The organism is Caldibacillus debilis DSM 16016 (assembly GCF_000383875.1).
Taxonomy (GTDB): Bacteria; Bacillota; Bacilli; order Bacillales; family Caldibacillaceae; genus Caldibacillus; species Caldibacillus debilis.
This window is the reverse complement of sequence record NZ_KB912892.1, coordinates 18427-42261: the sequence shown is the minus strand read 5'-3', so window position 1 is coordinate 42261 and position 23835 is coordinate 18427. Positions and strand designations below refer to the sequence as shown.

Genomic DNA, 23835 nt, shown 5'->3' with positions numbered 1-23835 from the left:
GTTGTGTTATGATGAGAGCGAGCCATGGTATTCCTCCTGTTATGTATGGGTTTGTGTCGACTTCATCATAACGGAATTACCGTGGCTTTTGTATATTTATTTTGTTGCATTTAATTTTACAATGAACCCCGTAAAAAATTTTAAAAAATTCCTGTGAAAGCATTGCATAATCCTGATTTTTATGTATAATTGATTATTGTTAAATATAAAAGTAAACTTAAAGTTTACTTTTATAAAACAATTTTTACTATGTGTTAACCAATACTAAACAAGAAAATGAGGTTATAGGATGCGAATCGGGAAAAAAATCAGGAATTTGCGCCTGAAAAAAGGATTGACCCAGGAGGAATTAGGAGAAAGAACGGATTTGAGCAAGGGCTATATATCCCAAATCGAAAGGGATTTAAGCTCCCCTTCCATTGAGACCTTTTTTTCCATCCTTGAAGTGCTCGGATGCACGCCGAAGGAATTTTTCAGCGAAGATGACGATGAGCAAAAGGTGATCTATCCGGAAGAGGAACAAACGGAATTCGTCGACGAGGAATTGGGGTACAAAATCGTTTGGCTCGTCCCGGAATCCAACGAAAATGAGATGGAACCGGTCATGCTCTATCTCGAACCGAAGGGCCAGTTTAAGAAATTCGAACCGTCCCTGGCCGAGACTTTCGCCTATGTCCTGAAGGGGAAGGTGATGGTAAGGCTGGGAAAGAAGACGTATGTGGCCAAAAAAGGGGAATCCATTTATTTTCATGCATCCGATGAGCACCAAATCGTCAACGCCGTCGATGAGGAATCGGTTCTTCTCCTCGTTGCCACCGAATCGTATTTGTAAACCTCGGTTTATCCGGTATTGGCAAAGTTCAACGTTGAAGAAAGGAGAGACCTGCCGTGGAAGCGAAGAATACCATCATTCGTTTTGAAAATGTGACGAAGCAGTACGATGCCGATGAACCGCCGGTTTTGGATCAGGTCAGCTTCGAAATGGAAAAGGGGAAATTTTACACCCTTTTAGGTCCCTCGGGTTGCGGGAAAACGACGATATTGCGCCTGATCGCAGGTCTTACGGAACCGACCTCAGGAAATATTTACATCGAAGGAAAATTGGTTAACGATTTGCCCGCCAACAAGCGGAAGGTCAATACGGTTTTCCAGGACTATGCCCTGTTTCCGCATCTGAACGTATTCGAAAATGTGGCCTTCGGTTTGCGGATTAAAAAATTGAAGGAAGACGTCATCGAAAAAAAGGTAAAGGAAGCCCTCCGCTTTGTGAATTTGGAAGGTTATGAAAACCGGGAGATCCGGGAGATGTCCGGCGGACAAAAGCAGCGGGTCGCCATCGCCCGCGCGATCGTCAACGAGCCGGAAGTCCTTTTGCTGGATGAGCCGTTATCCGCCCTCGATTTGAAATTGCGGACGGAAATGCAATACGAGCTGCGGGAGCTGCAGCGGAGATTGGGCATCACCTTCGTTTTTGTCACCCATGACCAGGAAGAGGCGCTGGCGATGTCCGATGAAATTTTTGTTATCAACAAGGGCAAGATTCAGCAAAGGGGAACCCCGACGGATATTTACGACGAGCCGATCAACCGCTTTGTCGCCGATTTCATCGGCGAATCGAACATCATCAAGGGAACGATGATCGAAGATTTCCTCGTGGAATTCGCCGGGAAACGATTTCCTTGCGTCGATCGCGGCTTTTTGCCCAATGAACCGGTGGAAGTGGTCATCCGTCCGGAAGATTTGGAAATCACCGCCCCGGATAAGGGAAAACTGAAGGTGCGGGTCGATTCCCAGCTGTTCCGCGGCGTCCATTATGAAATCTGCTGCTATGACGAGAACGGCAACGAGTGGCTGATCCACTCCACGAAAAAAGTGAAGGTCGGGGATGAGATCGGCATCGACTTTGCCCCGGAAGCGATCCACGTGATGCGGATCGGCGAAACGGAGGAAGAATACGGCCGCCGGCTCGAATCCTATGGGGGGGTCACGGGTGGAAACTAGAGGCAGAAATATCTATTTGATCCCTTATGTCTTGTGGATTGCCCTGTTTGTCGTCACGCCGATCATTCTCATCCTGTATTATTCGTTCATTGACATCGACGGGAATTTTACGCTGGCCAATTACAAAAAATATTTCACCCCCGTCTATTTAAAAATGACTTTGAATTCCTTCTGGTATGCCTTTTTGATTACGGCGATTTCCCTGCTCATCGCCTATCCGACGGCCTATTTGCTGACGAAAACGAAGTATAAGCAATTATGGCTGTTGTTGATCATTCTGCCGTCCTGGATCAACCTGCTGTTGAAGGCCTACGCCTTTTTGGGGATCTTTGGGACTTACGGCTTTGCCAACGCCCTGTTGGAAGTGCTGGGCATCGGCCCGAAGCAGCTCCTGTTTACCGATTTCAGCTTTATCTTCGTGTCCGTGTACATTTTTATCCCGTTCATGATCTTGCCGATTTTTAACGCCTTGGACAAACTGAATCCGAGCTTGGTCGATGCCTCCAGGGATCTGGGGGCCTCCCAATGGGAAAGCTTCCGCAAGGTCATTTTTCCGTTGACGATCGACGGCGTGAAATCCGGAATTCAAGTGGTTTTCATTCCCGCCCTGTCCCTCTTCATGCTGACCCGCCTGATCGCCGGAAACCGGGTGATCACCCTCGGTACCGCCGTGGAACAGCATTTTCTTGTCACCCAGGACTGGGGAATGGGCTCCACCATCGCCGTGTTTCTCGTGGTCGTCATGGTGCTGTTCATGATCATCACCGGAAACAGCTCAAGAAAGCGGGGGGTGTAGTATGCTGAAAAAAGCGAAGCTGGCAAACATCTATTTGGCCCTTGTTTTTGTGATCCTGTACGCCCCGATCTTTTACTTGGTGTATTATTCCTTTAACAGCGGCGGAAAGATGTACGATTTCCACAGCTTTACCTTGAAATGGTACAAGGAATTGTTCCAGGACACCCGGCTTTTCATCATCGTCCTGAATACGATCATCATCGCCCTTTTGTCGTCGGCCTTTTCCACCATCATCGGCATCTTCGGAGCCCTTGCCGTGTACTACGCCAAAAGGAATTGGGCGAAACAGGTTTTGCTTTCTTTTAACAATGTCTTGATCGTAAGTCCCGACGTCATCATCGGCGCGTCCTTTTTGATCTTTTTCACGATCCTCGGCATCAAGCTCGGTTTCGTGTCGGTGCTATTGGCCCATATCGCCTTTTCCGTGCCGATCGTCGTCCTCATGATCCTGCCGAAACTGCAGGAAATGAGCGCCACGCTGATCGATGCCGCCCTCGATTTGGGGGCGAGCAAATGGGATGTGTTGACGAAGGTGATTTTTCCCTATATTTCGCCGGGCATTTTGGCGGGCTTTTTCATGGCCTTAACCTATTCTTTGGACGATTTTGCCGTCACCTTCTTTGTTACGGGGAACGGATTTTCCACCTTGTCCGTGGAGATTTATTCCATGGCGAGAAGGGGAATCTCGTTGACGATTAACGCCTTGTCGGCGATCCTGTTCCTGGTTACCGTCCTTTTGGTCATCGGCTACTACTTTATTTCCAACCGGAACATCCGCGCCGCGGGATTGGGGGCCAGAAAATGAAAAAACTGATCCAGTTGTTCGTCACCGTGTTTTTGGTCTCCTTCGTCCTGATGTTCATTGTCCATCGCCTGAACACATCCGAAGGTTTGACTTCCGGGAATACGATCACCGTCTTCAATTGGGGGGATTATATCGACCCCGATTTGATCAAGCGATTTGAAAAGGAAACGGGGATCAAGGTCATTTACGAAACCTTCGATTCCAACGAAGCGATGCTGACCAAGATCGAACAGGGCGGGGTTTCCTACGATGTGGCGGTCCCGTCGGAATACACGATCGAGAAGATGATTCAGGAGGATCTTTTAATCAAGCTCGATCATTCCAAAATCCCCAACCTGTCCAACATCGATCCGCGGTTTATGGACATGGATTTCGATCCGGGCAATCAGTATTCCGTCCCGTATTTTTGGGGAACGGTGGGGATCGTTTATAACAAAAAAATGCTGGACGGCATGACCTTCGAATCTTGGAACGATTTATGGGACAAGCGGCTGAAAAACCAGATCGTGCTCGTTGACGGCGCCCGCGAAGTGATGGGATTCGGGCTGAACAGCCTGAATTATTCCTTAAACGACACGAACAAAGCCCATTTGTTGGAGGCCAAGAAAAAACTGGAAAAATTGCAGCCGAATATTAAGGCCATCGTCGGCGACGAGATCAAGATGCTGATGGTGAATGAGGAAGCCCCCGTCGCCGTGGTCTGGTCGGGGGACGCGGCGGAAATCATGTGGGAAAACGAAAACTTGGATTACGTCGTGCCGAAGGAAGGCTCCAATCTCTGGTTCGACAATTTCGTCATCCCGAAAACGGCCAAAAACCTGGAAGGGGCCCATAAGTTCATCAATTTTATGCTCGATGCGGAAGTGGCCGCGCAAAATACCGAGTATGTCGGCTATGCGACCCCGAATAAGGCGGCCATGGCCCTCTTGCCGGAAGAGACGGTGAAGGATGAAAGATTTTATCCTTCGCCGGAAAAAACGGCAAGACTGGAAGTTTATAAAAATCTCGGCAAACGGATGCTGGCCTATTACAATGAACTGTATTTGGAATTCAAAATGCACACCAAATAGAAAAATCCGGCCGAAAGGCCGGATTTTTTTGGGCCGAAAAGGAAAGTGCGCCGGGCGGCGCCCCGCCGCCTCCTGCCCGGTGGTTCCGGATTATGAGCCGTTTTTTTTTCAATCAGGGCTTATGGCGAATGTTGGTGAAACTAGAGATTCGGGTACGGGAAGAAACTTTTGATTTTTTCGACCAGTCCGCTGACGGAGAGGCGCCTTGGCAAATCATTCCTGATCTCTTCCTTGACCAGAAAGGGGCAATCATACAATCTTCCTTCGTAGATGACTTCAAAATTTTTATTGGTGAAAAAATGATTGGGCGTGATCAATTCCGGGGGCAGATCCCAAAAATAGACGCCGCTTTTCAGGAAGACTTCCGCCACGAACTGGGAACAGAAATAGGCATTTTTTTTCTTGATGGGATAACGGATCAAAACCCCGAACAATCCCGGCAGATTATAAGTGAGTTTTTCCTCGTTTTCCTTAAAATATTGGACGATCTGCCGCATTTTCATAAATTCTTCCTCGGAAACGTAGAATTTTAATAGCGTACAGGTCGTGTCTTCAAAAAAGCGGCCGGCATAGATCTCTTCCTTGATGAATCCGGCGACCCACGGATTATGCAGCTTTTTTCTCGCGAAGCTGTAAACTTCCCGCAGCTGATCGTCGAAAACGATGGAAACATGGTTGTAGGGTGCGTTGGTGAACCATTTGATCGGCTGGGAAACGATGGTTCCCGTGTCTGTCAATAAGATATAGATGGCTTTTTTGTCTTTCGTCATCCGCTCCATACCCCGATCCATCCCCTTGTTCGTGAATTGAGATTTTCCGTTGAATCCGATAATATTAGTTTTATAGAATAGGAGTGCTGAAAATGCCAAAATTCTTGTTGCCGATTTCAACGGATAAAGGGGATTGAAAGTTTCATTAACAAAATCATATCGATAATCCGAAAAAAATGCAAAGTTCTTTTTGGCGAGGCAAGATCGATCCTGGTAAAGGGAGGGATGGAAATGATGAAAAAGGTTTTGCTGGCGGCGTTCGGATGCATTCTTGCCTTCAGTGCGTTTGCGGGAAATGTTTTCGCCGATGACCAACAGGGGGAAACGAAGGCGGTGGATGAAAAGTATGGGCCGCCGATCGTTGTGTACGGGGCGAACTTATCGAAGGAACAAAAGGAAAAGACGAAGCAGCTTTTGCGGGTGGACGAGGAGCCGGAAGTGATCGAGATTACCGTAACGGGGGAGGACATTAAAAAGTATATCAACGGCGACCCGAATTCCCGGATGTATTCTTCGGCGAAAATCACCAGGCTGAAGGAGGGGGAAGGGATCCAAGTGATCCAATTGACCCCGGAAAACATTACCGAAGTGACGGACAGCATGTATGCCAACGCCTTGATTACGGCGGGGGTGAAAGACGCGAAGATCGAAGTGGCTTCCCCGATAAAAGTAACCGGGCATTCGGCCTTGACGGGAATTTTTAAAGCCTATGAAAATACCGGGGAAAAATTGGATACCGTCCGGCTGGAGACGGCCAATGAAGAGCTCAACGTGGTGACCGATCTTGTGAAAAAAGGGGGCGTCGATGAGGAAAAGGCCAGCCAGCTGTTGACGGAGATCAAGCAGGATATCGCCGAAAACAAGCCGGCCTCCAGGGAAGAAGTGGAAAAAATCGTGGAAGATGAACTGAAAAATTTGAAGATCGACCTGACGGATGAACAAAAACGGATGCTGATTGATTTATTCGATAAGATCCGGCAGCTGGACATCGATTATAGCCAGGTGAAGGATCAGCTGGCGGATTTGTCGAAAACGATTAAAAGCAAGCTGGAAGAAGCGGGGGTGGATGAAGGCTTCTTCCGGTCGCTGTGGAATTTTATCAAGGATTTCTTCCGTTCGGTGGTCGATTTCGTGAAAGGATTGTTCGGTTGATTCCGGCCGATGGGGTTTTCCGGCGCGGGATCTCTATTCTTCCCGGGCATCTTGTCAAGACCGGGAAAAGCCGAAAGGATTTTCCGGATGCGGGGCAGCCCATCCGGGGATGGCTGATTAAAAAAACAGCTCCTCCGGCAAAAACGCCGGAGGAGAGCCTTTTTTCTTCAAAGGAACAGATCCAAAATCAAGTAGCAAAATCCTGCCAACAGGGCGGAAATGGGCAGGGTGATAAACCAAGTCAACACCATCCGCTGCGCCGTATCCCACTTCACGCCGCGGATGCGGTGGGAAGCGCCCACGCCGAGGATGGCGGAGGAAATCACGTGGGTGGTGCTGACGGGCAAATGGATGAAGGTGGCGCCGAAGATGACCGTCGCCCCGGTCAAGTCGGCGGCAACCCCGTTCACGGGGCGGATCTTCATGATTTTTGCCCCGACGGTTTTAATGATTTTCCACCCGCCTACCGAGGTGCCCAAACCCATGGCCAGGGCGCAGGAAAATTGTACCCAGTGGGGGACTTCCGGATCACTGATGTAGTTCCCCGCCAGCAAGGCCATTGTGATAATGCCCATGGCCTTTTGGGCGTCGTTGGTCCCGTGGGTATAGGCTTGTAAGGCGGCGGTGAGAATTTGAAAATATCGGAACCGTTTGTTCGTTTTCGGGAGATTGAGGTTTTTGAAAACGACTTTAAAAATCGAATAGATGATATATCCGACAACAAATGCGATAATGGGAGAAAAGATCAAGGACTCGATAATCTTGATGAATCCGGAATAATTGAGAATTCCAAATCCCATGCTCGCGACGGACGCGCCGGCCACGGAGCCGATGAGGGCATGGGAAGAGCTGCTCGGGATTCCGAAATACCAGGTTATCAAATTCCAGGCTATGGCGGCGATAAGGGCGGCCAAAATGACCGTCGATCCGTCCGGCAAGGACATGGGGTCGACGATGTCCTTCGTGATCGTTTTCGCTACGCCGGTAAAACTCATCGCCCCGAGAAAATTCATGATGGCCGCCAGGAGGATGGCCTGTCTCGGTTTTAATGCCTTCGTCGATACGCTCGTTGCGATGGCGTTGGCCGTGTCGTGAAACCCGTTGATAAAATCGAAGGCTAAAGCGAAGATGACGATCAGTATGGTAACCAGCAGTCCTGTCTCCATTCGCTGAACTTCCTTTTCTATTAGTTTGGCATCCTGGTCCGCATGTTTCCGGATGAAACCGCCGAAGCCGGACTCATACGTTCTTCATGACTACCGTTTCCAGCGTATTGGCCACGGCCTGGCAATGATCGGCAACCTCTTCCAAAAGTTCGTAGATTTCCTTGTATTGGATGATTTTCAAGGGATCCTTTTCCGTCAAAAACAAGTCCCTTACCGCTTCCCGGAGCAGCTGGTCGCAGTTGGATTCGTACTCTTTGATTTTTACGGCATGCTCATGGATTTCCGTCAATTTTTTGTTGGCGAGCAATTGGATGCTTTGGTCGATTTCAATGGCGCATTGATTTAAAAGGAAAACAAAATCGGACATGCTTTTTGTCGGTGTGGTAATGTCGTACATGTGGAGCCTTGCGGCCGTTTCCTCGAGCCCGTCCAAGACATCGTCCAGCATCATGGCCAATTGCATGATATCTTCCCGTTCGATCGGCGTGATGAACGTATGGTTCAATTCCCTCGTGATGGTATGGACGAAGGAATCTCCCTTCGCCTCATGTTCTTTCACCCGTTCGGCGAAAAATTTCAAATCGTTCCCGTTTTTGATTTTATAGTCATAAAAAAAAGCGGATGCTTCCTTCAAATTGTTTGAAATGTCGCAAAGCAATTGGGAAAATTTGTCTTTTTTCCGGTGCAACGGCATAGTCTGACCTCCAAAAGCGAATTTCGTCGTCCCAACATTGAATTATAATATAGTTGCACCCAAAAAAAAATAATTTCCTTAATTTTTCACCGTTTTAACACATTAAAGCGCTTCCAAGAATATTTCCGGTTTTTGGAATTTTTGGCGCCGGCATGAAAGAACGCTTGATTTCCGCTTTCCGCAACAAGGATTTCAGAATCCATTATAGCCGGCCGGTCATGAAAAGATGATTACGGGATCATTTTTCAAAGGATGCCGGAATCTTTTTACGGCATCCGTTTTTTGGACAGGAAGGGATCTTTTTTGGGGAAAGGAGGCAAGGGATTTAGATTCGCAGAGCTCGTTCCGTGTCACATATTCGTCTTTTTTGGAAAAGGGGCAAGGGATCCGGAAGGCCGCTTAGATATGAACCCCTTTTCCAGCAGGAGGAGCGGCAGCAAAAAAGGAAGCCGATGAAACGCTTCCTTACAAATAATCTGATCTTTCTGCCGGCTTTCCTGCCGCCGGGAAACCTTTTGCTGTTTTTCCTTAAGCCGTTCCCGTTTTTTGGTTTTCCGGCGGGCGGGTCCGCGGCCATGTTCAAGCCCTAGGAGGCCCATTCAACCTTTACCGGTTGGGGTGCGGCCTTGAAACCGGGGGGGCTCTCCGCCGGGGGTGGCCGAAAAAAACCGGGTCAAAAGACTTGACCCGGTTCGGCTGATTCCTATCTCCAGAATGGAATGGCGGTTTTAGAGGGGGAAGCCCCATTGTTCCTGTTCACTTAAATGAGGTGATGACGTTGAATCCTTTCGTTTTATAATGGGTCATATTGTCGAAGATCCGGTTGACATCGCTCAAGCTGACTTCCTGTTCGACCAGCCGTTTCGGGTTCAGGCGGCCGGAGGAAATCAAGGCTAACAGGCCGCTGTAGTCAGGTTGAGGATTGCCGAGGCTGCCGACAAACTCGATTTCGGATGCCGTAATTAAGTCGACGGGGAGGGAAACGTATCCTCCTTCTGCCGAAGTCGTCAGACCGATCTGGACATGTCTTCCCCCTTTTCGCAGGGACAGCACGGAGTTCAGGACGGTATCCTTGATTCCTAAAGCGTCCAGTCCGACATGTGCCCCGCCCTTTGTAATTTCTTTAATCGCTTCGGGCACGTTTTCCTTTTTGGCATTTACTACCGCAACGGCGCCTTCCTTTTTGGCGTTTTCCAGTTTTTCATCATCGATGTCGACTGCGATGACTTGAGCCCCCAGGGCCGTGGCCACTTGAATGGCGGAAAGCCCGACGCCGCCGGCTCCTTGCACGGCTACCCAGTCCCCGGGTTTCACATTTCCCCTGACGACGCCATGGTAGCCGGTCATGTATCGGCAGCCTGCGGCAGCCGCTGTCAAGCCATCGACATTTTCCGGCAGTTTGATCAGGTTAAAATCCGCATTGGGGATGAGGATATATTCGGCATATCCGCCTTCCAGGCCGGAAACCAGTCCATAGATTTTAAGATTTTCGCATAAATTCGGCCTGCCTTTTTTACAATAATCGCAGCGCCCGCAGCCCCAATGGAAGGGAACGGTTACACGGTCTCCGGGACGGAACGATTTCACATTTTTGCCGACCTCTTCAACGATGCCGCCGAACTCATGCCCGGGCGTGATGGGCAGTTCGGGTGCCAAACCGATCCACGAGAAGTCCCCTTGCCAAGAATGCCAGTCCGTGCGGCAAATCCCGCAGGCTTCAATTCGGATAACTGCATCATCCGGACCAGGTGTGGGTTCAGGAACATCGTGAATTTCCAACGGTTTTTTATGCTCGATAATTTTGGCCGCTTTCATCATTTCTCTCCTCCTTGAATACAATCCTTATTTAAAGGAAGGTCGTTTTTCCGCTGCACCATGCAGCGATGCAGTTTTCAAGGTTTGTTCGCGTCTGCAGCCAGCATCGTTCGGGAAAGAGGATATAAGTAAGCGTTTACATTCCGGACGATAAAAATCCCTTTTCAGCGAATTTCAAGCCGACCGTGTTTCCCGTCTCCTTTTCGATCCCCCTTTCCGGAAAATATTTTGAATATTTGTTTAATTATATACTAGCAATTGAATAAACAACAGTCAATAAATTCTTTCGCTTGAAACGGCTGATCCTGGGAAAATTTGTATGGCGGGAAGGTCTGAGGCGCCTGCAGCCGGAATCATGGCCAAGTTGCCGAGGGATGCAGGACACATATCGGCGAGGTGCGTGGGTGAGACGGGCCGGCTTCATCCGGTGCGCTCCATAGGAGGAGAAGAAAAACGCACGTTCCGGTGGATTTTCAGAAGATGTAAAAAAGATTTTTTTCTTATAAATATTAAGAAAAATAGATTAGGAAAATTATTGAAATCCAAAAGAAAAGGTATAAAATAATAATACGAACTAGGTCTTTAAGCCTATAAATCTCGAATTTTCGATAAATTTTTTATAGAAAGGACCAAATCCGATGATATACAAATTTTATCTGGAACTAAAGAACAATTACGCACCGGCCAACCAATATGCGGTTCCCGCCATGGAAATTCGCAGCGCCTCTCTCCATTCCGCCTGCCAAGAGGCGGAAAAACGGATCGGAGCCAAGTTGACGCACTACGAACCGTTGGAAGAAGGGAACCGTTACCGGGTCTATTTCACGAGGAAAAAATTGTTTAAGAAGGCGGACGAATTCGTCTATTACGTCGAATGCGAATAAGGGAGGAACGTTCATGGAGAGGGCCGGAAGGACGGTTTTCAAAAAAGAAAAAAGAAGAGGGTTTATCCCTCTCCCTCTTTTGGATCTTCCCCGATGATCTTCACTTCCGTTTCCAAGGTGACGTTGAATTTTTCTTTGACCGTCTTTTGCACATGTTCGATCACGCGGATGTAGTCGGAGGCGGTGGCGTTGTCCACATTGACGATGAAACCGGCATGTTTCTTGGATACTTCCGCCCCGCCGATGCGGAATCCTTGAAGGCCCGAGTCCTGGATGAGTTTTCCGGCATAATAGCCCTTCGGGCGTTTGAAAACGCTCCCGCAGGAAGGGTATTCCAGCGGCTGTTTGGCCCGGCGCCTTTCCGTCAAATCATCCATCAGAGCCTTGATTTCCTCGTATTTCCCCGGCTTCAGGCGGAAGACGGCTTCCAAAACGATATCCCCGTTTTTGCTGATGTTGCTGTAGCGATAGGAAAAGCCGAAATCCTCCGCCTTCCGTTTGACGAAATTGCCGTCTTTGTCAATGACGAGGGCATGGTCCAAAACATCTTTGATCTCTCCCCCGTAGGCCCCCGCGTTCATGTAAAGGGCGCCGCCCACCGTCCCGGGGATCCCGCAGGCGAATTCCAATCCGGTCAAACCCGCCTTGAGGGCTTCCTGGGAAGCTTCGATAATGCCCGCTCCGCTTTGGGCGATGAGATAGTTCCCGTCTACGGTGATTTTATTAAACTTGGTAAGGGACATGACGATGCCGCGGATGCCGCCGTCGCGGACGATCAAATTGGATCCGTTGCCGATCAGGGTGAGCGGAATCTGATTGGCTTTGGCGAATTTGATCAATCCCTGCACTTCATCATAGGTTTCCGGCGTCACGAAAAAATCGGCCTTTCCTCCCAGACGGGTGAAGGTATGCCGTTTCAGCCATTCATCCACGCAAATATTTTTTTTATCCACTATGGTAGTCAACCGTTCGTAGATTTCCTTCTTATCCATCAGGATTTCATTCCTTTATCCTTTTTTCGTCGTTGTTGGGATACACTCCTATTATATTACGCCGAATAAATATCTAGCGCAACATACCATGAACATTTTGCGAAGCGCTCTCCCCGGGCGCTCCGGCCGTTTTTGCTTTTAAGCCGCCCGTGTCCGGCCCGGCAGGATGGCGTTTTTTTGATGCGGGGAAAAGCCCGGGCGGCATGTCCCGGATGGACAAAATCGGCGGGCAATCGGGACAAGGCGGGTCTTCCCCTTGCGAAAGGCGGCCGGATCAAAAGAACTTTCCCGTCTTCTTCCAAGCGGGGAATTTTCATGGTATAATTTAAACAAATGTTTATTTAATAAACAAAAGTTTGGTGAACGGTTGATGGCAAATGAAAAGGAAAAGCAGATTCTGGCATTAATCAAAAAAAATCCCTTTATCTCCCAAAATGAAATCGCCCGGGAACTGAAGCTTTCCCGTTCGGCCGTGGCCAATTACATTTCCTCTTTGATGAGAAAAGGGGAGATCGTCGGCAGGGCCTATATCCTGCCACGGGAAAGAAAAATTACTTGCATCGGCGGGGCCAACATTGACCAAAAGATGTATCTTTCCGGGAACATCAAATGGCGGACGTCCAACCCGGTCCGTACGGAAAAATCGTTGGGAGGCGTGGCGAGGAATATCGCGGAAAATCTCGGCAGATTGGGGGCGGCGGTGTCGTTGGTCACCGTCCTCGGCAATGATGAAGCCGGAAAATGGCTGCAGGAATCGACGGGGGCGTGGGCGGATTTAAGCCCCGCGATGAACATTTCCGGGGCCAATACCGGCCACTACACGGCCATCATCGACGGGAGCGGGGAAATGATCGTCGCTCTGGCCGATATGGGGATCTACGACCGGGTCGCCGCCGGCCAGTTGGCGGAACGGTGGAATCACATCGGTTCATCTTCCTTTGTTTTGCTCGATACGAACTTTCCCAAGGATGTGATCCAATATGTGATCACAAGGTGCAGGGAGGAAAAAATCCCCCTGGCGGTCGCGACGGTGTCCGTTCCCAAGGCGGAAAAGCTTCCGGAAGATTTATCCGGAATCAAGCTGTTGATCGTCAACCGGGATGAAGCGGAGGCCGTCGCCAAAACCGAGTTTTCCGAAAAAAATCCGCTCCCCCTTGCCGATGTGCTGTTCCGGCGGGGCCTGGAAAAATTGGTGGTAACCGCCGGAGAGAAGGGAGTCTTTTATTTTGACCGGTCCGGTTTCTGCGGTCATCTCCCGGCGCCGGAGGCGGAAGTCCGGGACGTGACGGGAGCGGGGGATGCGTTGGCGGCCGGAGTCATCTACGGACTGAATGAAGGGAAGGATCTTACGTCGGCCTGCCAAATCGGGCTCGCCTGCTCCTATCTGACGGTTCAGTCGGAAAAAACCGTGGCGGAAGAATTGAACGGGGAACTTTTGGCGGAAACCGTCCGGAACCTTTGGAACGATACGGAATCAAACATGGAAGGGGATTTTTGACATGACAGGAGAACAATATTTGCATTTTTCCGAGGAAGTCAGGGAAGCGAAGGAAAAAGGGAGACCGATCGTCGCCCTGGAATCGACGATCATTTCCCACGGGATGCCATATCCGCAAAATTTGCAAACCGCTTTGGAACTGGAACGGATCATTCGCGAAAACGGGGCGGTGCCTGCCACCATCGCCGTCATCGACGGGAAGATCCGCATCGGCCTGAGCGAAAAGGACATCGAATTTTTGGCGGAACACCGGGGGATTCATAAGGCGAGCCGCCGGGACCTGCCCTATTTGATTTCCACCCGGCAGCACGGGGCGACGACGGTGGCGGCGACGATGATCTGCGCGGCCCTGGCGGGGATCAGGGTGTTCGCCACCGGCGGGATCGGCGGCGTTCACCGGGAAGCCCAGATCACGATGGACATTTCCGCCGACCTGGAGGAATTGGCCAGGACCAATGTGGCCGTCGTATGTTCCGGCGCCAAGTCGATATTGGATCTGGGCCTGACTTTGGAATACTTGGAGACCCGGGGCGTCCCGGTCATCGGCTATCGGACGGACCGTCTGCCGGCCTTTTACACGAGGACGAGCCCCCACAAAGTGGACTTCCGGCTGGATTCCCCCGGAGAGATCGCCGAATTGATCAAAACGAAGTGGGACCTCGGACTGGGGGGCGGCGTGGTCGTCGCCAACCCGGTGCCAGAAGCGGAATCCATGGACGAAGCGATGATCGGGGAGATCATCGAAAGGGCGCTCGCGGAAGCGAAAGAGCGGAAGATCCGGGGCAAGGAGGTCACTCCCTTTTTATTGGGCAGGATCAAAGATTTGACGGGCGGAAAAAGTTTGGCGGCCAATATCGCCCTCGTGAAAAATAACGCGAAGCTTGCCGCGGAAATCAGCGTCGCTTTGCATACGTTGGAAAAGGACCGCTAAGGTATTTCCTTGCCCCGGACTTACGATTCCGGGGAATCCAGGGAAAACGGACCGGCGGTCATAAAACCCGGTAATTGCGGATCCATCGGCTTTTTAGGAGAAGTCTTCATCTATCCCGCAGCCGGCCATACCGGCCGGCCCTTCCCCCGAAATCTCCCCTACAATTCGTCGAACCCGTTCAAGTCCCCGACTTTTATATATTGGCGGGATTTTTGTTCGAAAAAGTCTGTCTTGGTTCCGTCGAAATTATCGACGTAGGCGCGGATCCATTTCATCGGGTTTTCCGTGCGGTTTTCATAAAGATCGCTCAACCCGAGAAGGCGGAGCATTTTATTGGCCCGGTATTGGATGTATCCCTCCATTTCCGTCAAATCGATGCCGTCGATATCTTTCAGGATATACCGGCTCCAGATCGTTTCCTGTTCGACGGCGTGCCGGAATTGGCCGTACACCCAATCGATGAACGTTTCCGTGTTATACTCCGGGTTTTCCGCCAAGGTGGCCCGGAACAATTCGCTGATAAAACGTCCGTGCTGCAGTTCATCCCGGTTGATATAGGAGATCATGGCCGATGTTCCGACCATTTTTTGATGCCTGGCCAAATGATAAAAGAAGGCAAATCCGGAATAGAAGTACAATCCTTCCAGCAGGGAGGAATACACCATGGTTTTCAACACGTTCAAAATCGTGGGATGTTCCGCGAATTCATTATAGACCTTCATGATCCGTTCGTTCCGTTTCAATAAAACGGGATCCCGGCGGCCCGTCTCGAAGGATGCGATCTGCAGATCTAAGGTGGCGACGGAAGAGAGCACATAGGCGTAACTGTGGTTATGTTCGCTTTCCTGATCGGCGATGGTCGCCATGATCGATTTGACCGACGGGTCCGTGGAATAATGGGAAATGCGCATGGCAATATCCGTTTGCGGGCCGTCCAGGGTGGCGAGCAGCCCGATGATTTTTAAAAAGGCATTTTGTTCCCCGGCGGAGAGGCTCGGAAATTGCTTCACATCATGGGTCATATCCACTTCGCTCGCCCGCCAGAACAAAGCGCGGATCTGTTCCCGGTAATCGTAAAAATGGGGGTAGGCGATATCATTCCAATTTAAGATCCCGCTGGCCTTCCCGCCGAAAAGGGCGGTCGATCTGTTCGGATTTTCCGGCTCCAAAACGGTTGCTTTTTTAAGGAGCTTTTCCAATGTTCGATCACTCCCTCCGTCCATTCCGTAACTTTCTTTTCCTGGGCACCCCGGGGGCTTTGTTCGATTTTTAAAGGTTCATAGGTCGATCCGTAAAATTTGGCGAGCTTGTCGCAGGCTTTGCAAAATAACTCGTCGCCGCCGAATTGAGTGTCCCCGGTGCCAAATATGAAGACATTTGCCGGTTTATAGCCGATTTTATAAACAAAATCCTTGACGATTTCCGGAGTGGCCCCCTTTCCCCAGGTAAAGGTGCCGAGAAAGATGAGATCGAAACGGGAAAGGTCGGGGATGTCCCGGTTAAGGCGGTTGATCCGGTATTTCTCGACGGCAAATCCTTCCCGGGCCAACCGGTTTTCGATGATCTCGGCCACTTCTTTCGTATTTCCGCTGAAGCTGGCATAACTGATCAGGACGCGCACCAGGAACACTCCTCGATATCGGATGCCGTGGACCGGACGTAATAGGTGGTTTTTAGTCCCGATTTCCAGGCCTGCAGATGAAGGTCGAGCAAAACCTTTGCCCGGATATTGTGGGGAACGTAAAAATTGAAGGAAACCGATTGGTCAATATGCTTCTGTCTCGCCGCGTTTTGCCGGATGGACCAGCGCTGATCGACGATGTAGGCCGACCGGCGGTAAATGTCATAGGTGCGGTGATCCAGATCGGGAGCCACAACCGGCAGCTTGTAATCCTTCTTTTCCTCGTAATAAAAGGGTTTAAAAACGGGATCGATGCCGCTGGTGGAACCGGCGATGACGGACGTGCTGGATGTGGGGGCGACGGCCATCAAATAGCCGTTGCGGATGCCGTGCTTTTGGGTCATTTTTCGAATTTCCTCCCATTCTTCGGCATTTTCGCCCGTCAAATAACCTCTTTTGGCGAAGTATTCCCCCGTTTGCCACTCACTTCCCTCAAACAGCGGGTACGGCCCTTTTTCTTTCGCCAGTTCGATGCTCGCCCGAATGGCCAAACGGGCGATTTTTTCATACAGTCTGTCCGCCAGTTCAACCGCTTCCTCCGATTCCCAATGGATCCTTTTCAAAGCCAGCAGGTGATGCCAGCCGAAGGTGCCGAGGCCGATCGCCCGATATTTCTTGTTCGTGGCCGCAGCCTGTTTGACGCTGATGGTGTTTAAATCGATCACGTTGTCCAGCATCCGCACCTGGATGGGAATGAGCCGTTCCAGGACTTGATCGGGAACCGCTTTTCCCAAATGGACGGAGGACAGGTTGCAAACCACAAAATCCCCGGCTTTTTTGCGGGTGATGATCACATCCCCGTCCATCGTTTCCTCGTATTGAACCGTAGGCGACATGTTTTGGGCAATCTCCGTGCAAAGATTGCTCGCGTAGATCATCCCGGCGTGCTTGTTCGGATTCATGCGGTTCACTTGATCGCGGTAAAACATGAACGGGGTGCCCGTTTCCAGCTGGGACTTCATGATTCGCGCCATGATTTGAATCGCGGGAATTTTTTGTTTCGATAACCGGTCATCATGGACGCAAGCAAAGTATTTTTCCCGGAAGGAGCCGTTTCCCGGTTCCTCATCATAAAAGTCTTCCAAGGCGAACCCCATGACCCGCTTCACTTCGTGGGGATCAAACAAGTACCAGTCTCCCCGCTTTTCCACCTGTTCCATAAACAGGTCGGGAATGCAGACGCCGGTGAAAATGTCATGGGCCCGCTGCCTTTCATCCCCGTTGTTCAATTTTAAATCCAAAAAGGAAAGGATATCGGCGTGCCAAACATCGAGGTAAACGCATATGGCGCCCTTCCGCCGCCCGAGCTGATCGACGCTCACGGCCGTGTTGTTCAGTTGTTTAATCCATGGGATGACACCGGATGATGCCCCTTTAAAACCTTTGATGGAGCTGCCGCGGCTCCTCACTTTCCCCATATATACCCCGATTCCTCCGCCGTCTTTGGAGAGCCTGGCCGCGTCGGTATTGCTGTTGTAGATGTCGATGAGCGAATCCGCCACCGTATCGATAAAACAGCTGGACAGTTGGCCGTGGGCCAGCCCGGCATTGGCCAATGTGGGAGTGGCGACCGTCATGTAAAGGTTCGATAATGCCCAGTAGGCCTCACGAACGAGGTGGGGGCGCCGTTCCTTCGGTTCATCTTGCATCAAATACAAGGCGATCGTCAGCCATCGCTCTTGGGGGAGTTCATAGATGTTTTTGTCATGGTCGGCGGCCAAATATCTGGTCGCCAAGGTATGTAAACCGGTATAGTCAAAAAGCAGGTCCTTGTCCGGATCGATGATCCGGGAAAGCAGGCGGATCTCCTCTTCCGTATATTTTTCCAGGATGTTTGGAGAATAAATGCCTTTCTCCACCAATGTTTTTTGCAGCCGGTAGTAATCCCCGTATTTTAACTCTTTCGCATATCCCCGGTTTTCACTCGCTTGGCGGTAAAGATCGTCCAAGTATATTCTGGCTGCGGCAAAGCTCCATTGCGGGTTCGCTTCGTCCACATTTTCCAATGCGGTTGCAATGAGCAATCGGGTCAGCCGGTCTTCCGTCAGTTCTTGTCTCTGTGCGATGGTCCGAAAGATTTTTTCCTTGTAAGCCGGAAGGCCGTTCAACGGGGCGCCGTCAAAAGAAGCCGCCCAATCGATCAAGGTTTCCAGCCTGTTTTTGTCAATTCCCTGATTTTTCGCGGTCGTGATCATTCCGGTCACTGCTCCCTCTTCCCCTTTCTGTTAGACATAAAAAAATATCCGCTCGGGGTTGAAAGCGGATAAACGACAGGAAAAGGACGGATCCCATTCGCCATCGTTTCACCTTCCCAACCCCCGAAGAAGTGAAACTTTAGGCAAGCAAGGCAGGTCTCCTGACTCATGCATCATCCTACTTGGGTCCCTTCCCGCATCGAATGGCCGGATTGGTGCGGAGGACGCGTCTTGGAGCGCCGGCCCTTCGATACAGTGGATATGACCCGTTCGTACGCATTTACAGTTGCGGGGACAGTTCCGGATTTTCACCGGATTCCCTTTTAAGCCTTGTTCAGGCACCTTGACTTGCCGATACTCAATATATTGTTTTATCATTCAAGAAAAACACAAAATATAGTGTTTGGGTACATCGTAACATGGGAACCGCAGGTTGTCAATCTTTGCCGGATCATGTTTTTCCGGTTATTGGACAACTTGCAATGAAATTTTTCTTTAGAAGGGCGGTTAAAATGACACCGGATTGCCGGTCATCCGTATTCGTAAATGGGAGTTTTTTTCGCGAAAGACCGTTCATTTTTATCAATACACGGAAGGGAAAATGGCTTAAAATATTGGTATAAGGAATCTTTCATGATGGGAGAGGGCCAGGTGGAATCTGAAGTAAAAAAGATTTTTCAAGGTACCGGATGGAAGCGGGTTATTATTTTTGCCATATTAATCTTTGTTCTTTACCTGTTGCGGGGGATCATCAACATCATTTTATTGACCTTCATTTTTTCCTTTTTGATGAACGGCCTGGAAAGGTTTATTTCCAGACGGGTGCCGCTCAACAGGAAAATTACGATTTTTATATTGTACTCTTTAGCCATTTTCGCTTTAACATACGGGATCGTAAAATATACGCCGGTATTCGTGAACGAAATCACCCAGCTGATCAGACAGCTGACCGATTTTTACTCCAAGCCCCAGGACAATGTCGTCATCAACTTCATCGTCGAACAGATCAAGCGGTATGAAATTACCAATTATATCAGCGTCGGCGTTTCATTTTTGGTCAAATATTTCAGCAATATCGGCACAATCAGCCTGCATGTGCTGCTATCCTTGATTTTAAGCCTGTTCTTTCTGCTGGAAAAGGAAAGGATCATCGCCTTTACCGGCAAGTTCAAGGACAGCAAGATCAGTTCCTTTTACAATGAAATCGAGTATTTCGGGAGGAAATTCATCCGGACCTTCGGCAAGGTGATCGAAGCCCAATTTTTGATCGCCACGGTCAACACCTTCTTGACGGTCTTTTTCCTCTGGCTGATGGATTTTCCGCAATTGTTCGGGCTCGCGATCATGATCTTTTTCCTCGGGCTGATTCCCGTGGCCGGCGTCATCATTTCCCTGATCCCCTTATGTTTTATCGCTTACAGCATCGGCGGCGTCATCAAAGTGGTTTATGTGCTGATCATGATCGCCGTCATCCACGCCATTGAGGCCTATATTTTGAATCCGAAATTTATGTCGGCGAAAACGAATCTCCCCGTTTTTTATACCTTCATCGTTTTGATTTTCGGCGAGCATTTTTTCGGGGTATGGGGGATGATCCTCGGGATCCCGATTTTCGTCTTCATTTTGGATGTGCTGGGGATCAAAACCATCGAGACCCCGGAAAAAGACGGGGCGGAAAAGAAAGAGGAAGTATCTGCTTAAAAAGGGCCGGCGAAACGCCGGCCCGTTCCGTTTCAGTTGCCGGATCCCCGCCCTTTCGGGGCCCGTCCGGACGGCGGAACCTTTCCTGCGGGAGGGGTTCGCCGGGGAAGCGGGCTTTTTTGCCCGGGCAAAGGAGTCACTGGTTTTCGTGAACTTATTTTTGGTCCGCCGGGAAAACGAGGCCGATCTGCCGGCGGATATTTTCCATGATCTTTGCGGTCAGGAGGGAGGTTTCAAAACTGTTCACGGCCGATTCCCGCTTCCCTTCCCGGATCAGCCGGACGAATTCCTTCACCTCATAGACCATGGTATTCTCCTCCTGTTTTCTGCCGATCTCTTCCCTTGTGCCGTCGTTGTAGACGATCGTCGCTTTGGCCGGGGAGGAGATCTTGTCGATGATGATTGTCCCTTTTTCCCCTTGGATTTCCGACGGGATGAAGGAATTGGCGATCTTCGAGTGGATCAGGACGGCTTCCATGTCCCGATAGGATAAAATGACGCTCCCTTCCCCGTCGACGCCGGATTCGAGCATGAAGGCGTTCGCCAGGACCTTCTCCGGTTCGCCGAAAAGAAAGACGGCGGGATACAGGCAATAAACGCCGATATCCATCAGGCTTCCGTTGGAGAAGGCGGGATTAAAGGCGTTTAACAGGATCCCTTCTTTATAGGCGTCATAGCGGGAAGAGTATTGGCAAAAATTAAAAAACGCCCGTCTGATCTTCCCGATTTTCGGCAAGTTTTCTTTTATGCTCAAAAAAGTCGGAATAAAGGTCGTTTTCAGGGCTTCCATGAACAGCACCCGGTTTTCCCTTGCCGTATCGAGCATCCGTTGCGCTTCCCGGAAGTTGGAGGCCAGCGGCTTTTCGCAAAGGACATGTTTCCCGTGCCGCATCATGAGGACGGCCTGTTCGCAATGCAGGGCGTTCGGGCTGGCGATATAAACCGCGTCGAAAGCGTCGCTTTTTGCCATTTGCTCCAAGTCGGTAAAGATGGTGTCCACCCCGTACTTCCCGGCGAATTCCTTCGCCCGCTCCGCCGTGCGGGAATAGACGGCGGCGAGCTGAAAGTCTCCGGCGAGATACCCGGCTTCAATGAATTTATCCGTAATCCAATTCGTTCCGATCACGGCAAATCGGATCATCCAATCTTCCCCTTTCCTTGTTTCGTTTGCGAGATCAATCGTTCTTCCACATGAGCCGGCCGGACTTCCGGCCGGAAGGAGGAAAGCCGAGGGATAAAGCGGATTCCCTTCTTTTACTTTACTACAGCGGGGACAAAAAGTCATGGCAGGGAAGCGGGATCAATGAAAACTTCCGGCTGAAACGGTGGCTTCAATACTTGTGCACATGGGTGCCCGCCGGTGATCATTGAAAACTTCCGAGGCGGCCCCTTTTGTGCAAAACATTTTTCCCGGATCCTGCCATTCGTCCGGGCCGTGAAAGGAAGCCGCCGGATCGGCGGGCATTTCCCGGCCGGCAAAATGCCGGCGGTGTTCCTTCCGCAGGGCAAATCTTTCAAAGGACCTAAAGGGCCGCGGAGCTTTTCCGGCCGGAGCCTCCCCTTCTAGGTCCTGCGCCTTGCCGCCCGGCGCCGCATGCCGGAAGTTTCGCCGCGGCGGAACGGCCCGTTAAAACAGGAAAAATAAGGAACTTTTTTTGGCGCGGATAGGTTTTTCCCGGATCATTTGGTATAATTTTTTCGGAATCAAATTCTTGGGGGAATCAATGCATGGAATGGAAACAAAGAGCGGAGAGATGGCTGCGCTTTGAAAACTTGGATCCGGAATTGAAAAAACAGCTGGAAGAGATGGCGAAAGACGAAAAAAAACTGGAAGACCTTTTTTATAAATACCTGGAATTCGGCACCGGCGGCATGCGCGGGGAGATCGGCCCGGGCACGAACCGGATCAACATTTATACGGTGAGGAAGGCTTCCGAAGGATTGGCGAGATTTTTGCTGGCATCGGGCGGCGAGGAAAAGGCCAAGCAAGGGGTTGTCATCGCCTATGACTCCCGCCGCAAGTCGAGGGAATTTGCCCTGGAAACGGCAAAGACGGTCGGAAAACACGGGATTAAAGCCTATGTTTTCGAGTCCCTCCGTCCGACCCCGGAGCTTTCCTTTGCGGTGCGCTATTTGCATGCCGCTGCCGGGGTGGTGATCACCGCCAGCCATAATCCGCCGGAATACAACGGCTACAAGGTGTACGGGGAAGACGGCGGCCAGCTGACGCCGAAAGCGGCCGACGAACTCATCCGTTACGTGTATGAAGTGGAAGATGAGCTTTCCCTGACGGTGCCGGGCGAACAAGAACTGATCGATCGAGGCCTGCTGCAATTTATCGGCGAAAACATCGACTTGGCCTATATCGAGAAATTGAAAACGATCCAATTGAACCGGGATGTCATTTTAAACGGGGGCAAGGATTTGAAGATCGTTTTCACCCCCCTGCACGGTACCGCCGGTCAATTGGTGCAAACGGGATTAAGGGAGTTCGGCTTTCAAAACGTCTATGTCGTTAAAGAACAGGAGCAGCCGGATCCGGATTTTTCCACGGTCAAATCGCCGAATCCGGAAGAGCATGAAGCCTTCGAAATCGCCATCCGCTACGGGAAAAAATACGATGCGGACCTGATCATGGGGACGGACCCGGACAGCGACCGGCTGGGGATCGTCGTCAAAAACGGCCGGGGAGACTATGTGGTATTGACGGGGAACCAAACGGGGGCCATCCTGCTTTATTATCTTTTGTCCCAGAAACAGGAAAAGGGAATGCTTGTCCGAAACAGCGCGGTGTTGAAGACGATCGTCACCTCCGAACTGGGGCGCGCCATCGCTTCCGATTTCGGCGTGGAAACGATCGATACCCTTACCGGATTCAAATTCATCGGGGAAAAGATCAAGGAATTCAAGGAAACCGGGTCCCACGTGTTCCAATTCGGCTACGAGGAAAGTTACGGCTATCTCATCGGCGATTTTGTCCGCGACAAGGACGCCATCCAGGCGGCGCTGTTTGCGGCGGAGGCGGCCGCCTATTATAAAGCCCAAGGGAAAAGCCTCTACGACGTATTGATGGAGATATACAAAAAGTACGGCTTTTACAAAGAGTCTCTGCGGTCTATCACGTTGAAAGGAAAGGACGGAGCGGAAAAAATCCGGGCGATCATGGATGCCTTCCGGCAAAATCCGCCGGAAGAAGTGAGCGGCATCCCGGTGGCCATAACGGAAGATTATTTAACCCAAAAAAGGGTGGACAAGGCCGCCGGCCAAACCACCCCGATCCATTTGCCGAAATCGAACGTATTGAAATATTATTTGGCGGACGAATCCTGGTTCTGCATCCGGCCTTCCGGAACGGAGCCGAAGTGCAAGTTCTATTTTGCCGTCCGGGGGGATTCCGAGGCGCAAAGTGAAGCCCGGCTCCGGCAGCTGGAAACGAACGTGATGGCGATGGTGGAAAAGATTCTGCAAAAATGACCGAAAGGGCAAAAAGGGCGTCCCGCGGCAACGGGCCTTTCGCCCGTAAGGCTTTTTTCGGAAAGATCCGAGGCATCCGGCCGTGGGCGGGAAGCTTAGGACAAGAAGCATGCTTTCATGGCACGTTCGAAGAAGGTGTCCCATCAGCAAGGGACGCCTTTTTTGTTTGCCGAATATTTTTGAAGGGCCGCTTTTCCCGCCGCCCGCCGA

20 protein-coding genes and 1 riboswitch are annotated in these 23835 nt (G+C 50.6%); of the genes, 11 read left to right on the top strand and 9 right to left on the bottom strand.

The window, feature by feature from the left end; all coding sequences use genetic code 11:
- Positions 1 to 289: 289 nt before the first annotated feature.
- Genes A3EQ_RS0111645 through A3EQ_RS0111625 form a run of 5 tightly spaced genes read left to right on the top strand, consistent with a single transcriptional unit; the run spans position 290 to position 4672 of the window.
- A complete protein-coding gene (locus A3EQ_RS0111645; protein WP_020155357.1) occupies positions 290 to 832 on the top strand; it encodes a helix-turn-helix domain-containing protein in 543 nt (180 codons plus the stop codon).
- Positions 833 to 888: 56 nt separating this feature from the next.
- On the top strand, positions 889 to 2001 hold the full coding sequence (locus tag A3EQ_RS0111640) for an ABC transporter ATP-binding protein (protein ID WP_020155356.1): 1113 nt from the start codon (positions 889 to 891) through the stop codon (positions 1999 to 2001).
- Complete coding sequence (locus tag A3EQ_RS0111635; protein ID WP_407637032.1) at positions 1976 to 2797, top strand: ABC transporter permease; 822 nt, start codon at positions 1976 to 1978, stop codon at positions 2795 to 2797. Before A3EQ_RS0111640 ends, A3EQ_RS0111635 begins: the two co-directional genes overlap by 26 nt.
- A gap of 1 nt (position 2798) precedes the next feature.
- Positions 2799 to 3602 (top strand): ABC transporter permease, encoded by an 804-nt coding sequence (locus tag A3EQ_RS0111630; protein WP_020155354.1) that lies wholly within the window; start codon positions 2799 to 2801, stop codon positions 3600 to 3602.
- Positions 3599 to 4672, top strand: a complete 1074-nt coding sequence (locus A3EQ_RS0111625; RefSeq protein WP_020155353.1) for an ABC transporter substrate-binding protein — start codon at positions 3599 to 3601, stop codon at positions 4670 to 4672. The genes A3EQ_RS0111630 and A3EQ_RS0111625 overlap by 4 nt, the downstream gene beginning before the upstream one ends.
- 140 nt (positions 4673 to 4812) lie before the next feature.
- Here the strand turns inward: A3EQ_RS0111625 and A3EQ_RS21000 are convergent, their stop codons facing one another.
- On the bottom strand, positions 4813 to 5451 hold the full coding sequence (locus A3EQ_RS21000) for a hypothetical protein (protein ID WP_020155352.1): 639 nt from the start codon (positions 5449 to 5451) through the stop codon (positions 4813 to 4815).
- A 222-nt stretch (positions 5452 to 5673) separates the two neighbouring features.
- On the opposite strand from A3EQ_RS21000, the gene A3EQ_RS0111610 reads away from it, so the two are divergent.
- A complete protein-coding gene (locus A3EQ_RS0111610; RefSeq protein WP_020155351.1) occupies positions 5674 to 6594 on the top strand; it encodes a DUF1002 domain-containing protein in 921 nt (306 codons plus the stop codon).
- A 167-nt stretch (positions 6595 to 6761) separates the two neighbouring features.
- Here the strand turns inward: A3EQ_RS0111610 and A3EQ_RS0111605 are convergent, their stop codons facing one another.
- From A3EQ_RS0111605 to A3EQ_RS0111580, 3 genes are all read right to left on the bottom strand, one after another.
- Positions 6762 to 7760 carry an inorganic phosphate transporter gene (locus A3EQ_RS0111605; RefSeq protein ID WP_020155350.1) on the bottom strand — a complete coding sequence of 333 codons (999 nt, stop codon included), beginning with the start codon at positions 7758 to 7760 and terminating at the stop codon, positions 6762 to 6764.
- 73 nt (positions 7761 to 7833) lie between these two features.
- On the bottom strand, positions 7834 to 8454 hold the full coding sequence (locus A3EQ_RS0111600; RefSeq protein WP_020155349.1) for a DUF47 domain-containing protein: 621 nt from the start codon (positions 8452 to 8454) through the stop codon (positions 7834 to 7836).
- Positions 8455 to 9210: 756 nt separating this feature from the next.
- On the bottom strand, positions 9211 to 10269 hold the full coding sequence (locus A3EQ_RS0111580; protein ID WP_026499915.1) for a zinc-dependent alcohol dehydrogenase family protein: 1059 nt from the start codon (positions 10267 to 10269) through the stop codon (positions 9211 to 9213).
- Between the two features lie 638 nt (positions 10270 to 10907).
- Here A3EQ_RS0111580 and A3EQ_RS0111575 point away from each other — a divergent pair.
- Positions 10908 to 11153, top strand: coding sequence for a hypothetical protein (locus tag A3EQ_RS0111575; RefSeq protein WP_020155344.1), 246 nt, complete (start codon positions 10908 to 10910; stop codon positions 11151 to 11153).
- A gap of 62 nt (positions 11154 to 11215) precedes the next feature.
- Here A3EQ_RS0111575 and murB read toward each other — a convergent pair whose 3' ends face one another.
- Entirely contained in the window at positions 11216 to 12145 is a 930-nt protein-coding gene (gene murB, locus A3EQ_RS0111570) for a UDP-N-acetylmuramate dehydrogenase (protein WP_020155343.1), read from the bottom strand.
- A 370-nt stretch (positions 12146 to 12515) separates the two neighbouring features.
- Here murB and A3EQ_RS0111560 point away from each other — a divergent pair, with 370 nt between their 5' ends.
- Both A3EQ_RS0111560 and A3EQ_RS0111555 read left to right on the top strand, forming a co-directional pair.
- Positions 12516 to 13643: a carbohydrate kinase gene (locus tag A3EQ_RS0111560; protein WP_040369397.1), complete on the top strand. Its 1128-nt coding sequence runs from the start codon at positions 12516 to 12518 to the stop codon at positions 13641 to 13643.
- Position 13644: 1 nt separating this feature from the next.
- Complete coding sequence (locus A3EQ_RS0111555) at positions 13645 to 14574, top strand: pseudouridine-5'-phosphate glycosidase (RefSeq protein ID WP_020155340.1); 930 nt, start codon at positions 13645 to 13647, stop codon at positions 14572 to 14574.
- A 158-nt stretch (positions 14575 to 14732) separates the two neighbouring features.
- Here the strand turns inward: A3EQ_RS0111555 and A3EQ_RS0111545 are convergent, their stop codons facing one another.
- From A3EQ_RS0111545 to A3EQ_RS0111535, 3 genes are read right to left on the bottom strand one after another with little or no spacing between them, the layout of a single operon-like run.
- Positions 14733 to 15797 (bottom strand): ribonucleotide-diphosphate reductase subunit beta, encoded by a 1065-nt coding sequence (locus A3EQ_RS0111545; RefSeq protein ID WP_211212066.1) that lies wholly within the window; start codon positions 15795 to 15797, stop codon positions 14733 to 14735.
- Positions 15680 to 16195: a flavodoxin gene (locus tag A3EQ_RS20995; RefSeq protein WP_020155337.1), complete on the bottom strand. Its 516-nt coding sequence runs from the start codon at positions 16193 to 16195 to the stop codon at positions 15680 to 15682. The genes A3EQ_RS0111545 and A3EQ_RS20995 overlap by 118 nt, the downstream gene beginning before the upstream one ends.
- Positions 16183 to 18450, bottom strand: coding sequence for a ribonucleoside-diphosphate reductase subunit alpha (locus A3EQ_RS0111535; protein ID WP_026499914.1), 2268 nt, complete (start codon positions 18448 to 18450; stop codon positions 16183 to 16185). Before A3EQ_RS0111535 ends, A3EQ_RS20995 begins: the two co-directional genes overlap by 13 nt.
- 135 nt (positions 18451 to 18585) lie before the next feature.
- A riboswitch (cobalamin riboswitch) is annotated at positions 18586 to 18811 on the bottom strand.
- A 290-nt stretch (positions 18812 to 19101) separates the two neighbouring features.
- On the opposite strand from A3EQ_RS0111535, the gene A3EQ_RS20990 reads away from it, so the two are divergent.
- The gene (locus tag A3EQ_RS20990) at positions 19102 to 20151 is read left to right on the top strand and encodes an AI-2E family transporter (RefSeq protein ID WP_051091417.1); all 1050 of its coding nucleotides are present in this window, start codon (positions 19102 to 19104) and stop codon (positions 20149 to 20151) included.
- 154 nt (positions 20152 to 20305) lie between these two features.
- On the opposite strand, the gene A3EQ_RS0111520 is transcribed toward A3EQ_RS20990, so the two are convergent.
- On the bottom strand, positions 20306 to 21292 hold the full coding sequence (locus A3EQ_RS0111520; RefSeq protein ID WP_020155333.1) for a Gfo/Idh/MocA family protein: 987 nt from the start codon (positions 21290 to 21292) through the stop codon (positions 20306 to 20308).
- 587 nt (positions 21293 to 21879) lie between these two features.
- Here A3EQ_RS0111520 and A3EQ_RS0111505 point away from each other — a divergent pair.
- On the top strand, positions 21880 to 23625 hold the full coding sequence (locus A3EQ_RS0111505) for a phospho-sugar mutase (RefSeq protein ID WP_020155330.1): 1746 nt from the start codon (positions 21880 to 21882) through the stop codon (positions 23623 to 23625).
- The last annotated feature ends 210 nt before the right edge of the window (positions 23626 to 23835 follow it).

Coding starts and splice junctions, on each gene's coding strand:
- A3EQ_RS0111520 (WP_020155333.1), bottom strand. CDS start 21,292: ATGATCCGATTTGCCGTGATCGGAACGAATTGGATTACGGATAAATTC.
- A3EQ_RS0111580 (WP_026499915.1), bottom strand. CDS start 10,269: ATGAAAGCGGCCAAAATTATCGAGCATAAAAAACCGTTGGAAATTCAC.
- A3EQ_RS0111555 (WP_020155340.1), top strand. CDS start 13,645: ATGACAGGAGAACAATATTTGCATTTTTCCGAGGAAGTCAGGGAAGCG.
- A3EQ_RS0111505 (WP_020155330.1), top strand. CDS start 21,880: ATGGAATGGAAACAAAGAGCGGAGAGATGGCTGCGCTTTGAAAACTTG.
- A3EQ_RS0111630 (WP_020155354.1), top strand. CDS start 2,799: ATGCTGAAAAAAGCGAAGCTGGCAAACATCTATTTGGCCCTTGTTTTT.
- A3EQ_RS0111605 (WP_020155350.1), bottom strand. CDS start 7,760: ATGGAGACAGGACTGCTGGTTACCATACTGATCGTCATCTTCGCTTTA.
- A3EQ_RS0111575 (WP_020155344.1), top strand. CDS start 10,908: ATGATATACAAATTTTATCTGGAACTAAAGAACAATTACGCACCGGCC.
- A3EQ_RS0111600 (WP_020155349.1), bottom strand. CDS start 8,454: ATGCCGTTGCACCGGAAAAAAGACAAATTTTCCCAATTGCTTTGCGAC.
- A3EQ_RS0111560 (WP_040369397.1), top strand. CDS start 12,516: ATGGCAAATGAAAAGGAAAAGCAGATTCTGGCATTAATCAAAAAAAAT.
- A3EQ_RS0111645 (WP_020155357.1), top strand. CDS start 290: ATGCGAATCGGGAAAAAAATCAGGAATTTGCGCCTGAAAAAAGGATTG.
- A3EQ_RS0111545 (WP_211212066.1), bottom strand. CDS start 15,797: ATGGACGGAGGGAGTGATCGAACATTGGAAAAGCTCCTTAAAAAAGCA.
- A3EQ_RS0111610 (WP_020155351.1), top strand. CDS start 5,674: ATGATGAAAAAGGTTTTGCTGGCGGCGTTCGGATGCATTCTTGCCTTC.
- A3EQ_RS0111535 (WP_026499914.1), bottom strand. CDS start 18,450: ATGATCACGACCGCGAAAAATCAGGGAATTGACAAAAACAGGCTGGAA.
- A3EQ_RS21000 (WP_020155352.1), bottom strand. CDS start 5,451: ATGGAGCGGATGACGAAAGACAAAAAAGCCATCTATATCTTATTGACA.
- A3EQ_RS0111635 (WP_407637032.1), top strand. CDS start 1,976: ATGGGGGGGTCACGGGTGGAAACTAGAGGCAGAAATATCTATTTGATC.
- A3EQ_RS0111625 (WP_020155353.1), top strand. CDS start 3,599: ATGAAAAAACTGATCCAGTTGTTCGTCACCGTGTTTTTGGTCTCCTTC.
- murB (WP_020155343.1), bottom strand. CDS start 12,145: ATGGATAAGAAGGAAATCTACGAACGGTTGACTACCATAGTGGATAAA.